This is a genomic window from Hymenobacter sp. FMD4, assembly GCF_058932745.1.
In genome coordinates this window covers 43,375-58,017 of the sequence record NZ_JBZYWH010000017.1, presented here as the reverse complement: position 1 = coordinate 58,017, position 14,643 = coordinate 43,375, and the positions used below count along the sequence as shown (strand labels likewise).

Sequence of the window (14,643 nt, the reverse complement as noted above, 5' to 3'; positions counted from 1 at the left end):
ACCGAAACGCGAGTAAGCAAGCAGCTATCAGAGTCCGTCATACATGGGTTTGTTGATTAGTGAGCATTTGGGGCACTTACCTTAAACCAAAGCGGCCTACCCCTAAGGAGCAGGCCGCTTTGGCATTCGACAGCACTATTAGCGCCGGAACGAAACCGCACTCAAACTTTGATGATGATGCGCTTCTGGTACATCCACCACAAAATGCCAAGCCAGATCAGGATAAGCGTGACGGCACCGGCCAGCGAGGCGTTTTCGGGCACAGCGAAGTAGGGCACAAACAAGGTCTGGTAAAGCCACTCCTTCAGCCCCACTTCCCGGCCGTCGGCCAGGGGAGCTTTTATCAGATTAAGAATGCGCGGAATCAGCCCCGACAGAAAAAACACGGTAATGGCATTGACGCCGTACACCAAAAACGGCTTGATCCAGCCGCGCCAGCCCTGCACATCGCAGATCCAGTAGAGTGTGGCCAGAGCAGCAAGGGCGATGCCGCCGGTATACAGCACATAGGAGCTGGTCCAGAGGCTTTTGTTGATGGGAAACCAGGCGTTCCAGATCATGCCCAGCACAATGAACAGCACCGCATTAATAAACAGCCACACCACTTTATCGGCCGGAGCTACGTCTTTGCGGCGCAGCCATTGCGCGGTAAGTACCCCGAGCAACCCCGTGCCGATGGCGGGCAAGGTGCTTAGCAAGCCTTCCGGGTCCCAGGTTTTGCTGAATTTCCACAGATGCGCCTCCGTCAAAATGGTGCGGTCGAGCCAGGCGCCGAGGTCTTTGCCGGGCAGTAGCAAGGCTTCTGTCTGACCGGGTGCCGGAATGACCAGCAATAAGTTGTAACCAACCAAAATGCCGCCGAGCAGCCAAAGCTGGGTGCGTCGCTGCGTGTTCAGGAAGATCAGGCTGCATACGATGAACACCAGCCCAATGCGCTGGAGCACGCCCGGAATGCGCACTACACTGAAATCGAACTTGGGGAATAGCGACAAAAACAACCCAAGCGCAAACAGGACCGCGCCGCGCCGCACCACGCGCAGCATGATGGGGCCCATCGGCCCGCCCTGCCGCTTTACGCCATCTAAGGCGTACACAAGCGACACCCCCACGATGAACAGAAAGAAAGGAAAAATGAGGTCGGTAGGCGTGCAGCCGTTCCACGCCGCATGCTCCAGCGGCGCGTAGATGTGGCCCCAGTCGCCGGGGTTGTTCACCAGAATCATGGCCATGACGGTTATGCCCCGAAAAACGTCGAGCGACACGAGCCGACCCGGCTGCGAAGCCTCGGCCAGCGGCACCGCATGCGTGGTTTCGACGGCGGCTTGGGTGGTAGATTGCATAGGGTAAAGAACGAAAAAAGTCCCCTGCTTTCAACGGCAGGGGACTTTTCATTATGGCTCTTTAGATGGTGGGGTCGGCCGGAGTTGAAGTGTTGTTTTCCCGCTCGCCGCGCGGATACGGCAGGAAGTTGCGGTTGCGCTCGGCACCAGGCTGCCCAGGCCCAGGCCGCCCAAACCGACGGCTATCCTCTAGCCGGAAGCCTTGGAAGGCTAACTCAATCTGACGCTGCCGGTAGATATCGAGCAATATGGCCTCCCTGTTCAGGGGGCCCGAGTAGGCCGGCAGCCCGGCGCCGGGAGGAGCCGTGGGCAGCGGTGGCGTGCCGGCAGTGGTGGCCGCGGCCGTGCTGGTGCGCACGCGGTTCAGTTCAGTCACGGCATTGGTAAGGTCATTCTGGCGGGCAAAAGCCTCGGCCCGAATCAGCAACATTTCATTGGGCACGTACAGCGGCACGGGAGCATTGGCAGCGGAGTAGAAGCCCAGCCCCCGATTTTGCGTGGCCGTGGGGTTTGCACGCACATAGAACGGGATGCGCTGGTCATTCGCCTCCGGAGCCAACGCGGCGGGCAGGCCCAAGTTGGCATCAGTAGGCTCTATTACGTTGCGGTTGCCGTACGCCCATTCAAAAACGGCGTTGCGGGTTACTTCGTCGAAGGTCAGTACCGATCGGCGCGTCAGGTCCACACGGCCAGCCGCGGCAATTGCTTTGGCGTTGTCGCCGGCCATCAGGCTGTAGCGGGCAATGAGGGCCTGCACAGTGTTCGGCAGATCAACGCCCGAAACAATTTTACTATTGAAATCAGCCGAGACGGGTGTGCGCTGTAGTTCGGCGGCGGCCACCTCCAGCTGACTCACGGCCGATTCCAGCAACTGCTGGCGGGGCACGAAAGGAGCGTTGACTTCCGTGGTAAGCGGCGACTGCTCAAAAAACTGCGCCAGCGTACCCAAAGCTATAGCCCGAAAGATGGACGCATACGCAATGATGCCGCTGCGCGTACCCGGATCGGCCGCATTATTAACGTTCTGCAACACGAGGTCCGCATTGGCCCGGATCAACTGCGCCTGGTTCCACAGGTTGCGCACCACGGCGTTCGAGTTGGTCACGTTACCCGCGCCCTGGCTGACATTGAACTCGTCAATGTTGCCCACGTTGATAACCCGCTGTTCGTTGGTAGTAAGGCCGCCAGCGGCTACTGTGTTGTAAAGCAAGCTCAGCGCGCCACCAGTACTGTAGCGGGCAGCCAGCGAGTTGCATACCGCAATAAGCCCGTCGGCAGTGCTCAGCACCTGCACATCAGTGGCGGCGCTGGGGTTCGTAAATTCTTTATCGCAGCTGCTCATCGTCAAGGACAAGGCAGCCAGCAAAACGAGTATCTTTTTCATACGAAGTCAGATGGAAGGTTGCCGCTATGCCTTAGAAATTAGCGCTCAGGCGAATCTGGTAAGTACGGGGAATGGGCACGTTGCCAAAGTCAATGCCGCGTAGCAAGTCAGAAGCACCGCCGGCACTGGTCTCGGGGTCGAAGCCGTTGTATTTGTCCCAGGAAATCAGGTTGCGGCCTATCAGCGACACATCCATGCTTTGAATATGTCTGGTGAAGGTGGGCAAGGTATAAGTAAGGGCTGCCTCGCGGAGCTTCACGAAAGAGCCGTTATCGATGCGGAACTCCTGCGTGTTGTAAACCGCAAAGATGTAACCGCGTGGTACCTCACCGCGCAGCTCCTGCTCCGCCAAATCACCCAGGCCTACACCTTGGCGGGTCCGGTAGTCGGCGTTGAATACGTCAACTCCTTGTACCGCATCAAAGAGCACCCGTACGTTCACCTTTTTATAGGTCAGGCTAGACGAAAGCGAACCGGTCCAGTCAGGGTTAGGGTCCCCAATGAGGATGTTGGCCACGGGACTAAGTGGATTCGGTTGGCCATCGGCGCCGGAGCGGTCAGGAGTAAACTGCAACGAGCCAGTGCCTTGAGTGCCTTGGGTACGCTCGTCCTGCGGAAAGCCTTGGGTGGTAAGCAGCAGTGAACCATCTGGGTTTCGAGCAAAGCCCGAACCATAGAACACGCTGGCCGGCTGGCCGTTGAGCAGGTACGAAGGTGCCCCGGCCACGTTTGATATTTCAATGGCCGACGAGCCCACCAGGTCCACCACCTTGTTGCGGTTGCGGCTGAAGATGGCCGTTACGTCCCAACTGAAACCAGTAGTTTTTACGGGCGTAGCGTTCAGCTGCAGCTCCAGGCCGCGGTTCTCCATGGTGCCGATGTTCTCGAAAATCTCTGTGCCGCCCCGCGAGGGAGCAATTGAGCGGCGCAGCAACAGGTCGGTGATGCGCTGCTTGTAGATGGTAGCACTCAGGCCGATGCGGTCGTTGAAGAAGCCCAGATCAACGCCGCCTTCCAGCTCCGCCATGCGCTCGGGCCGCACCTCGGGGTTGGCCAAGGTGGGGCTGGGCGAGAACGTAGCCTGCCCGCGGTAGAAAACGGGCCTAAACAAACCAAAACGGTCATAAGGCCCCAACGCGGTCAGCCCGCCCGACTCGCCGTAACTAGCACGCACCTTAAAGACCCCAAAGTTTCGGGCAAAGGCCGCGTTCTTCCACACATCGATGTCGGACAGCACTAGCGAGCCACTCACCTTCGGGTAGTATTGGTTGGTTTGCGAAGGCGAGAAAATGCTAGACTGGTCGCGGCGGATGGCCGCCGTTAGGAACGCCAGGTTTCGGAACCCCACGTTGCCTTGCAGATAGATGCCGCTGAGATTGAACTGGTTCAGCGCGTACCCCGACTCTATGGACGTGGTAGCGCCCGAGACGGTGGAGATAAAAGGCGACAAGTTCTGCCCCGAAGTACGGCTGTAATCCTGTCGCTGGAACTGATAGCTGTAGCCTGTCAGCACGGTCAGCTTCAGGTTCTCGCCAAACTGCTTGTTGTAGCCCAGATTCACATCGGAGTTGAGCTGAATGAAGTTGTTGTTGGCATCGGCCGCGAAGCCGTTGGGGAAGCGGGCCAGCGGCAAGCCTGCTACTGCCTGGTAAGGATAAGGCCGGATGTAGTTTTGCCCCGCCTGGTTGTAGGTATCCACCCCCAGGATGTAGTCAACCGAAAAGTTGTTGAAGGGAGTCAGGTTAAGTTGCACGTCGCTGATGGTGCGGCTCACGCGCTGCGTAAACTTCATGTCCTCAATGGTCGAGAGCGGGTTTACACGGGTGGGCTCCACGGCCAGCAGGTTACCGTTGGCATCGCGGCGTCGGATGTCGTAAATGTTGTTGGTGATGTTGACCGAGTTGATCGGGCTGTAGAACACGTTGCCGTTGGCCTTCTCATTGGCAAAGCTGTTGTTATAGGCCACGCCGCCCGAAACCTTGGCCCAGCTCGTCAGGCGGTGGTCGACGCGGGCCCGCAGGTTGTAGCGGGTAAAGTCGGTGTCTTTAATGATGCCCTGGTTTTTAAAATACCCCAGCGACACCAACCCTTGCGTGCGCTCCGAACCGCCGGTTATCGAAACCCCGTTGTCGGTGCCATAGCCCCGGCGAAAAATCTCATCGAAGTAGTTGTAGCGTGTCACGGGCACCTGGTTCGAGGCCAGTTGCGTGGTGGTACCGGCCCGTGTAATGCCAACGGTGGTAGTACCGGGGTTGGCCGCCACCTGTGCCGGGGTAACCCCGGCAATGGTGTACAGACGGAGCGCCTCAAAGCCAAACTGGCTGCCGAAGGTGTTCACCGGTACCGACTCTCGCAGCTCGTTAATCATGAAGCTGGTATAAGCTGCTACGCGCGTCTGCCCGGCTTTGCCGCGCTTGGTGGTAATGAGCACCACGCCGTTGTTGGCCCGGGAGCCGTACTGCGCCGCCGCCGCCGCCCCGTTGATTACGTTGATGCTTTCAATGTCATTGGGGTTGATGTCGGCGAGGCGGTTCTGGCCGGGATTCGCTGACCCGATGTCGTTGGCCACGGCCAGCTGCGAGACGTTGGTACTGGCATTGCTCACGATTACCCCATCGATAACATAGAGCGGATCCGAGGAGCCCGCCAGCGACTTGATGCCCCGCAGGCGCACCGACACGGACCCTGCCGGGTCACCGGAATTCTGTACGATCTGAGCGCCGGGTACTTTGCCCTGCAGCGCGTTCAGCGCTTGCCCTGTTCCACTGCGCTCCAACTCCCGACCCGATACGGTATTGATGGAATTGCCAAGTTCGCGCCGGCTGGCCGTAACCGTGGAGCCAATAACCACCACATCATCGAGGTTCTGCCGCGACTCTCCCAGTGTCACGTCGGTACTGACGCTGCCGCCCCCGCTGCTCAAGATAATTGAGCGCGTTACGGTTTTGTAGCCGATGCCCGAGAACGACAGAGAGTAAGTACCAGGGGCTAGCTGGGCGTTGATTCGGTAGTTGCCGTCAGCATCGCTCGAGGCTCCTTGGGTGGTGCCTACTACCAGCACGGTAGTACCGGGCAGCCCCTGCCCCCGCTCGTCCGTCACGCGGCCTTGCAGCGTGTATTGCTGTTGGCTGCCGCCAGGCTGCGCGGCCGTGGTCAGCGAAAGCGTCAGCAACAAACCGGCAACCAGGCAACCCCAAACCAAGGGCAGCCTGGTCAAAAAGTAGGTGTTTCGCATAGTAAGGGAATGAAGATTGGGTAGAGTGAAGTGGCAATGCTTCGTTAAGTTATAATACTTTTTCTATAAATAATTAAAATAATACAAGATAATAATCTAAGCAGTTGTAGTCGTCAAAATTGGCCCCGCTCTACCGGCCATACGCCCAAATCACTGCGGGAATTACCTAACTCACAGACCGTTCTTACTCCCTGTCTTTGCCGATTTGCTCAATTGGCTCCACAAAAATTCGCCCGCCCCAGCAAGCATAATGGAATGCTTCCTGAGGCGGGCGAATTTCTTGTTTACATGCCTCAGTTAACGAGGCTTTGTCAGATGACAATCAACATCAATATTTCCAACGCACAAAAGCTTCAATGCCCTCGTACTCCGGTAAGCCCAGCTGATCGTAGATGCGGGCAGTAGTGCGGTTACGCTCTTCGGCGCGCTGCCAGAACTCGCGTTGGTCAGCACCCGGGAACAGCGGCCGGTCTTTCTGCGACTGGTGCTTGAAGATAGCGCGGCGCTTGCGCGTGAGTTCCTCAGGCGAGATGGGAACGGCCATTTCAATCTGGTCGATGTCCCACTCCTGCCACGCGCCGCGGTACAGCCATACCCAGCAGTCCTGCAGCCATTCGGTGCCTTCAGACTGCAGGCGCTGCACGGCCTGAAAGATGGCCGAAAGGCATACCCGGTGCGTGCCATGCGGGTCTGACAAGTCGCCGGCAGCATAAATCTGGTGCGGCCGAATCTTTTCTAGCAAGTCGATGGTCAGCTGGATATCCTCCTCGCCCAGCGGCTTTTTGCGCACGCGGCCGGTTTCGTAGAACGGCAAGTCCATGAAGTGCGCATTCTCGTCGGGAATACCGGCCAAGCGACAGGCTGACTTCGCCTCCCCGCGCCGAATCAATCCCTTGATCTGCTGCACCTCGGCTGAATCTACCTGGCCGGGCGCTTTGTTGCGGAGGAAATCTGATACGCGGTGGTAAAGATTCTCAGCTGGCTCCTCGCCGGGCAAGCGGAACGCGGCGTCGTAGTCGGCTACGAAATCGGCAAAGCGAATAGCCTCGTCGTCAAACACGGCAATGTTGCCGGAGGTCTGGTACGCCACGTGCACCTCGTGGCCCTGATCGACGAGGCGCAGCAAGGTGCCGCCCATGCTGATTACATCGTCGTCGGGGTGCGGCGAGAAAATCAATACACGCTTGGGGAAAGGCGTGGCGCGCTCTGGGCGGTAGGTGTCGTCGGCGTTGGGCTTGCCGCCGGGCCAGCCAGTGATGGTGTGCTGCAGCTCGTTGAAGACGCGGATGTTGATGCCGTAGGCCTGACCCGATTCGGCGAGCAGGTCGGAGAGGCCGTTCTCGTTGTAGTCTTCGTCGGTTAGCTTCAGAATGGGCTTTTCCAAGCGGCGCGCCAGCCAGGTTACGGCCTTGCGCACGGTGGCGGCGTCGCGCCAGTTGGAGGGCAGACCGGCCAGCCAGGGCGTTTTGCGCTGGGTGAGCTCGGCGCCGGCGGCTTCGTCCAGCACTACCTGCACGGCCGGGTGGCGCTGGAGGTAGGTGGCCGGCACGGAGTCAGTTGGTTCACCTTCCACCATGCGCTTAATCACGGCGGCTTTGCCTTCGCCCCAGGCCATGAGCACTATTTGGTGGGCCTCCAAGATGGTACCTACGCCCATGGTAAGGGCGCGGCGCGGCACATTTTCCTCGCCGTAGAAATCGGAGGCCGCATCGGTACGGGTGATGTGGTCGAGGGTGATGAGGCGGGTGCGCGAAGCGGCGCCGGAGCCGGGTTCGTTGAAGCCGATGTGCCCGGTACGCCCGATGCCCAGCAGTTGCAAATCGATGCCGCCGAGCTCCTGAATCTGCTGCTCATAATGGCGACAGTACTCAGCTATTTTTTCCTGCGGCACGGTGCCGTCGGGAATGTGAATGTTCTCGGCCGGAATGTCCACGTGGTCGAACAAGTACTCGTGCATGAAGCGCACGTAGCTCTGCAGCGAATCCGGCTGCATGGGGTAGTACTCGTCGAGGTTGAAGGTGATGACATTCTGAAACGACAAGCCTTCTTCACGGTGCAGGCGCACCAGCTCCTCATAGACGCGCGTGGGCGACGAACCAGTGGCCAGGCCTAACACGCAGGGCCGGCCTTCGCCGTGGCGCTGCCGAATCAGGTCGGCGATTTGCTGGGCCACGGCCGCGGAGGCTTGTTCGGAATCCTGATAAATGCGTACAGGGACGCGTTCAGCGGTAGCTACAGGGTGCATAGCAAGGGGCAGGATGTTGGGTGCCGACAAGGTATAAGGTTTTGGGAAGCAGCTGCAAGGCTTAGGCGAAAAGTTTGGCTAAATCGAGATTAATCTTGACTTAATGTTACCCTTCCAGTAGTTTTAATCCCGCTTGAAGCTAAAAAACAATATAGTTGCGCGTAGTTTTTCCATTTTGCAATGGATTTCGTGCTATAATTCTCGCTGATCAGTTTCTATGTCAGCTTCTTGTCCCTCCGCTCCCATCTGCTGTAGCTTCCATGCTCCAGCTCAGCCGCGCACGACTGGTTAGTGGTGCGCGGTTTTTTTTGACTAATCTCCCACTCTTTTCCCATCCCCCTATGAAGCAACTTTTATGGTCTTTCATGCTGCCCGGCCTTGCGCTGGCGCAGCAGGTGCAGGCCCAGACGCGCACCATCACCGGCACGGTGACGGCGGCCGCCGACCGCACGCCCCTACCCGGGGTAAACGTGGTGGTAAAAGGCGGCACCATCGGCACCCAAACCGGCGCTGACGGGCGCTTCTCCCTGCAGGCCCCGGCCGGTGCTACGCTGGTGTTCAGCTTTATCGGCTACAACTCCGTGGAGCGCTCCGTGGGTGACGACGCCACTGTTGACATTTCGCTGATTGCCTCCACCAGCAACCTCGACGAGGTGGTGGTAACGGCCTACGGCATCGAGCAGGAGCGCCGTCAGATCAACTACGCGGTGCAGGAAGTAAGCTCGAAGGATATCATCGAGTCGCGCCAGACCAACATCGTAAACGCCCTGCAGGGCAAGGTAGCTGGCGTACAGATCACCAGCTCGGGCGGGGCGCCTGGCGAAGGCGCCAGTATCATCATCCGCGGAGCCAATTCGCTTGATGGTGACAACCAGCCGCTATTCATCATCGACGGGGTTATCATGGATAACTCATCGTTTGTGGAATCGACGGCGCCGGGCGGCGGCTCAGGTTTCAACGGGGTGCTGGGCCGCTCGGTAGGCTCGGCCAACCGCGCCGGCGACATCAACCCGGAAGACATTGCCTCCATTACGGTACTGAAAGGCCCGGCGGCGGCGGCCCTATACGGCCTGCGCGCTGCCAACGGCGCCGTGGTGATTACCACCAAGAAAGGCTCAGCAGGGCGCACCACCATCAACTACCGCACGCAGTTTTCGGTGGATGAGGTGAGCCGGGTGCCCAAGCTGCAGAATCAGTACAAGCAGGGCACCAACGGCGTGTTCGACGCTACCACCCGCGGCTCGTGGGGCCCGCGCTTCGGCCCGAACGAAACGGTGTACGACAACGTGGGCGACTTTTTCCAGCGGGGCACGACTTTTCAGAACTTCCTGACCATGTCGGGCGGGGGCGATAAGGCCACGTTCTTTCTATCGGCCTCGCACCTGGATCAGAAGGGCGTGGTACCGGAAAGTGAGTTTGATAAAGCTACGGTGCGCCTGTCGGGCACGGTGAAGCTTTCGCCCAAGATAAGCGCTACCGGCTCGGCCCAATACCTGAACTCAGGCGGCAAGCGGCCGCTGCAAGGCCCAGGCTTGTTTGGGGGCACCGGCGGCTTCATGGTGAGCTTGCTGAACTGGCCTCGCAACGACGATGCCCGCAACTACCTGAACCCGGATGGGTCGCGCCGCCGCTTAGTGGGTAACCTGACGAGCGCGCAGGATGCCGACAACCCGTACTTCACGGTGAACCGCAACCCGCAGACGGACCGTACGAACCGCTTCATCGGCAACACGCAGTTTACCTACGACCCGCTCAAGTGGATGTCGGTAAGCTATAACCTGGGTACCGACCTCTACAACGAGAAGTCGCGCTCGGTACGCGCCGTGGGCACCTCGCAGCCCAATAACCAAAACGGCGGCATTGCCGAAACGAGCACCTTCAACCGCCTGCTCACCTCCAACCTGTTGGCCACCTTCCGCCACCAGTTCAGCGAAAACATTGGGACTTCGTTGATACTAGGCAATACCGTGGAGATGAGCCGCCGGGAAACCACCGACGTCATCGGCCTGATTTTTCAGAACCCGGACTTCGTTTCCATCAACAACACGGTCAACCGCAACGCGCTTACCTCCAACGTAGAGCGCCGGCTGGTGGGCAATTTTGCCCGCTTGAACCTGGATTTGTTTAGCCAACTGACCTTGGAACTGCAAGGCCGCTACGACATGTCGTCGACGCTGCCGCGCCCCAATAAGAACAAGAACTACGGCAAAGGCTTCGGCTACGGGTCGGCAGCTTTGGGCTATGAGTTTACCCGCACGCTGGGCCTGGATCAGAACCCCATTCTGAACTACGGCAAGATTCGCGTATCGGCAGCCGAAGTGGGCAAAGACACTGGTCCGTACCGCGTAGAATCACCGCTGGCGCAGGGCACCTACATCGGCGGGGGCTTCCGCAACGGCTTCTTCGGCTCCAACCCCATTCTGAAGCCGGAGCGCACCCGCGCTTACGAAGCTGGCATTGATTTGCAGTTTCTGCAGAACCGCATTGGCCTGGACTTCAACTACTACCGCTCGCGTACCCGCGACCAGCTCATCGCGCCGCGCGTAAGCCAGGCTACAGGCTTTATCCTGCAGTACATCAACGGCGGCACGGTGCAGAACGAAGGCTTCGAAGTGATGCTGCGTGGCACGCCGGTTAAGTCGGCCAACGGCTTCACCTGGGACATCATCGGCAACTTCCACCGCAACGAAAACACGGCTGTGGAGCTGCCTAGCTTCCTGACAGAGGTGTACCAGTCCGACGCCTGGGTAATCGACGCGGCACGCGGCGGGGCCTTCCCGAACCGTCCCATCACTTCGGTAGGCGCCCTGGACTTCCAGCGGGCCCCCGATGGCCGCATCCTAATCAACCCAAGCACTGGCTATCCGCTGATCAATACCACCACGTACGTGTACGCGGGCGACCGGGCTCCGGACTTTACTACCCAACTGACCAACACGGTATCGTACAAAGGCCTCTCGCTGGCCTTCCTGCTCGATTTCCGCAAGGGCGGCAAAGTGGTCAACGGCAACGACTGGTTCTCGACCCGCACGGGCCTGAGCGAGCGGACCACCGACCGCTATAAGCAAGTAGTGTTCGATGGCGTCGTGGCTAATGCCGATGGTACGTATACCCCCAACACCCGCCAGGTGGAACTCACGCAGGCGTATTACCAAAACATACTTAGTGCCGTAGGTACGCCCTTCATCGAGGATGGCTCCTGGACTCGCCTGCGCTATGCCACCCTCACCTACACGCTGCCTACCAGCTTCTTCGGCAACTCTTTTGTCAAAGGACTGGAGCTGAGCGTGACCGGCCGCAACCTGCTACTGTTCACCAAGTATTCCGGCGTCGACCCCGAAACGTCGTCGGCGGGTGCCGGTGTGCGCGGTGGCGGTTCCAATGGCTTCGATTACGGCAGCGTGCCCGGCACGCGCGGCGTCGACATGGGCCTGCGGGTCAATTTCTAATTTCCTTGCCTGATTATCCGCAAGGCTTCAGAGACATCTCCTTATGAAAAAGTACCTCCTCGTATTGGGTCTGCTGCTGGGCAGCGGGGCGCTTACGTCGTGCGAGAAATTTCTCGACGTAAACACCGACCCAAACAACCCCGTCACGGCAACACCGAACTTCATTCTGCCCGGCATCATTTCGCAGGCTGGCCAGACGCAGATGTTCACCTCGCTCACCACGGCGTACATCACGCAGTACACCGTGCGCCGCTCGCCCGTCAGCAGCACCGATCAGTTCTTCCTGACCAACGGCAACAGCACCAATACTTTTAACTACACCTACTTCTACTCGGGCGGCAACATCGGCCCGATGATCGAGCAGGCGCAGCGCGAAGGCTCGGTGTACTACGTGGGCGCCGGCAAGATTATGATGGCGCTGCTGCTGAGCCACGCCACCGACATGCTGGGTGATATCCCCTACACTGAGGCGTTTCAGGGCGCGGCTAACTACACGCCCAAGTACGACTCGCAGCAGGAAATCTACCAGACCATCATCCGCCTGCTCGATGAGGGCATCGTGGAGATGCAGAAGCCGGCTTCGGCCAACTTCCGCCCGCTCTACATTACCGCGCCCAGCATCAGCGGCGACATCCTGTACCGCGGCGACGTACAGAAGTGGATCCGGCTGGCCAATGCGCTCAAAGCCCGTCAGCTGAACCACCTGACCAAAAAGCAAGCCTACGACCCGCAGCAGATTCTGACGCTCACCAGCCAGGGCTTCCAGAGCTCGGCCGATGATGCCCAGATCAACTTCCAGGCGGCCGTAGCACCGCTGACCACCACTACCAACATCTTCGGGACCACGCGCAACAACTTCGCCACGGCCACTTTCTCAGCCAACTTTATTAAATACCTGAACGGCAACGCTGCTGGCGCTGCCTTTCCGGGGGTGGTCGATCCGCGCTTCCCCATCATGGCCACCGCTGTGAGCACCGGCACCGACCCCGGCGTGGCTGGTGGTACGGCTACCACCCTCACCGGCAACCTCACCGACTTTTACTCCAGCTGGTACGCCCGCGACTTGGGCTACTTCGAGATGATTACGTATCACGAGCAGAAGTTTATTGAGGCAGAAGCAGCCTTCCGCGCCAACGACCGGGCCCGTGCGCTGGCCGCCTACCGCGAAGGTATTCGGGCGCACATGGCCAAAATTGGGGTGGGTGGCACCTTCTCCGCCCCGGCCGTAACGTTCCCGACCATCACGGCTGCTCAGATTACGGCTTACCTCGGCAGCTCGGCCGTGGCCCAGACTGCGTCTGATCTGACCCTGAAGCAAATCATGGAGCAGAAGTACATTGCCATGTTCCTGAACCCGGAATCGTGGTCGGATTTGCGCCGCTTCGATTTTGACCCGACCATCTACCCCAACCTGCGCTACCCAGTGGGGGCCTTCAGTGGGCTGAATGGCAAATGGCCGCGCCGGATGATGCCTGGCGGCACGGAAGTGCTGTACAACCCACAGGCCATCAATGCCCTGGGCGCCTCGGCAGTTGATTACATCACGCTACCCATGTGGTGGGACCAGCCTTAATCGGCTGGCCTTACCCACCGGGTTTTTCCGTGACACGCAAAACGAACAAACATGAAATACTCCATACTCCGCCGCAGTGCACTGCTGCTGGCGCTGGCGACCCCCGTACTCGTAGGCTGTGAAAAGGAAATCGAGACTTACTACGAGGAAGCAGGCGGCCAATTTCCGACGCTTCTGGCCAATACCCTCGGTACGGCTACCAAGTACGCCGTGGGCGAAACCGTGAGCTTCGAGCTGCAGTTTGCGCAGCAAACGTCGCCCATCCGGGAAATCCGCATTCTGCAAAAGATTGAGCCGAACCGCGACTCGACCATCGCCCAGACCATTCCTTACCAGGCCGCTTTCTCGCGCCTGAAGAATGCCGATACGCTGATCGTAAACTACGTGGTGCCACAGGCGGCCAACAAGGCCAACATCCGCCTCGATGCCGTAGTAGTATCCGACAACGGGCAAACCAAAACCCGTTCGCTAAGCTTCCGGGTAGCCGATGCCGGCCCAACCATTCGCATCAACAGCGTCGCGAACCAGACGGCTCCGGCCACGGCTACCATAGTACCTGGCGACGTGGTGCGCTACAGCCTCATTTTGAACGAGGGTGGAATTACCACGGCTACAACGATGGGAGCCACGGGCACCTTGTACAAAGACCTCGACAGCCTGATTACTTACGTACGCGTGGGTACTACGGCCGAGCGGCGCGTGGCCCGGCAACGCCTGCCCGCCACTGGCGCCCAAACGGGAGCCCAGACGACCGTAAACGTAGATGTGACCGTGCCCAGTGGCAGCAGCGGCCAAGCCGTAGTGTACCGGTTTGAAGCCAAGTCTCGCTTCCAAGCCGGGCCTTCCCTCCCCGCTCCCGGCACTCCTACCTCCTTCCGGACGGCTACGGTTACGGCCAACCCAATTACGCCCGGCACCGCCACGAACCTGGCCGCAGCCCGTAACGTGACGCTCACCTACACCGGCACCACCGGCGGCGACCTGGCGGCTTACGACCTGACCACGTTCACGGCCGTACCCGTTGCTGGTCCGGCTGCCAGCAAAGACGTAGCCATTACGAGCATCGCCACCAACAACGTACGCCTGCAGGCTGTAGCTCCGAACGCTACGAAGTTTGTGCGCTCCACTACGGCCGCTTACACTGCCGCCACCCTGAATAGCATCCGCCAAGCCTATCTGACCGCGCCAGCTGCCAACCAGCTTACCACACTCGACAACGTGGTAGTAGGCGACGTAATCATCGCCCGCTTGCGCAATGCCGATCAGTACGTCATCTTCACTGTGACGGGCCTCAACCGCACGGCTACTTCCGTGACGCTCAACTTGGATGTGAAGGCTTTGTAAGCCCATCACCCCCAAGCAAAAACCGCCGCCCGGAGCAATCCGGGCGGCGGTTTTCTTTTAAACCATTTACTGA

Annotated in this window: 7 protein-coding genes; 3 read left to right on the top strand and 4 right to left on the bottom strand. The window is 59.3% G+C overall.

The window, feature by feature from the left end; genetic code table 11:
• Positions 1 to 161: 161 nt before the first annotated feature.
• The 4 genes from AC5FXY_RS15345 to nagB form a co-directional block, all read right to left on the bottom strand.
• Positions 162 to 1,340, bottom strand: coding sequence for an acyltransferase family protein (locus AC5FXY_RS15345; protein ID WP_493557579.1), 1,179 nt, complete (start codon positions 1,338 to 1,340; stop codon positions 162 to 164).
• Between the two features lie 61 nt (positions 1,341 to 1,401).
• Positions 1,402 to 2,724, bottom strand: a complete 1,323-nt coding sequence (locus tag AC5FXY_RS15340; protein WP_493557578.1) for a RagB/SusD family nutrient uptake outer membrane protein — start codon at positions 2,722 to 2,724, stop codon at positions 1,402 to 1,404.
• Positions 2,725 to 2,755: 31 nt separating this feature from the next.
• Positions 2,756 to 5,959, bottom strand: coding sequence for a SusC/RagA family TonB-linked outer membrane protein (locus AC5FXY_RS15335; protein ID WP_493557577.1), 3,204 nt, complete (start codon positions 5,957 to 5,959; stop codon positions 2,756 to 2,758).
• Between the two features lie 328 nt (positions 5,960 to 6,287).
• Positions 6,288 to 8,204 carry a glucosamine-6-phosphate deaminase gene (gene nagB / locus AC5FXY_RS15330; protein ID WP_493557576.1) on the bottom strand — a complete coding sequence of 639 codons (1,917 nt, stop codon included), beginning with the start codon at positions 8,202 to 8,204 and terminating at the stop codon, positions 6,288 to 6,290.
• 341 nt (positions 8,205 to 8,545) lie between these two features.
• On the opposite strand from nagB, the gene AC5FXY_RS15325 reads away from it, so the two are divergent.
• From AC5FXY_RS15325 to AC5FXY_RS15315, 3 genes are read left to right on the top strand one after another with little or no spacing between them, the layout of a single operon-like run.
• Complete coding sequence (locus tag AC5FXY_RS15325; protein ID WP_493557575.1) at positions 8,546 to 11,653, top strand: SusC/RagA family TonB-linked outer membrane protein; 3,108 nt, start codon at positions 8,546 to 8,548, stop codon at positions 11,651 to 11,653.
• A gap of 43 nt (positions 11,654 to 11,696) precedes the next feature.
• Complete coding sequence (locus tag AC5FXY_RS15320) at positions 11,697 to 13,226, top strand: SusD/RagB family nutrient-binding outer membrane lipoprotein (RefSeq protein ID WP_493557574.1); 1,530 nt, start codon at positions 11,697 to 11,699, stop codon at positions 13,224 to 13,226.
• Between the two features lie 51 nt (positions 13,227 to 13,277).
• Complete coding sequence (locus AC5FXY_RS15315; protein ID WP_493557573.1) at positions 13,278 to 14,570, top strand: hypothetical protein; 1,293 nt, start codon at positions 13,278 to 13,280, stop codon at positions 14,568 to 14,570.
• The last annotated feature ends 73 nt before the right edge of the window (positions 14,571 to 14,643 follow it).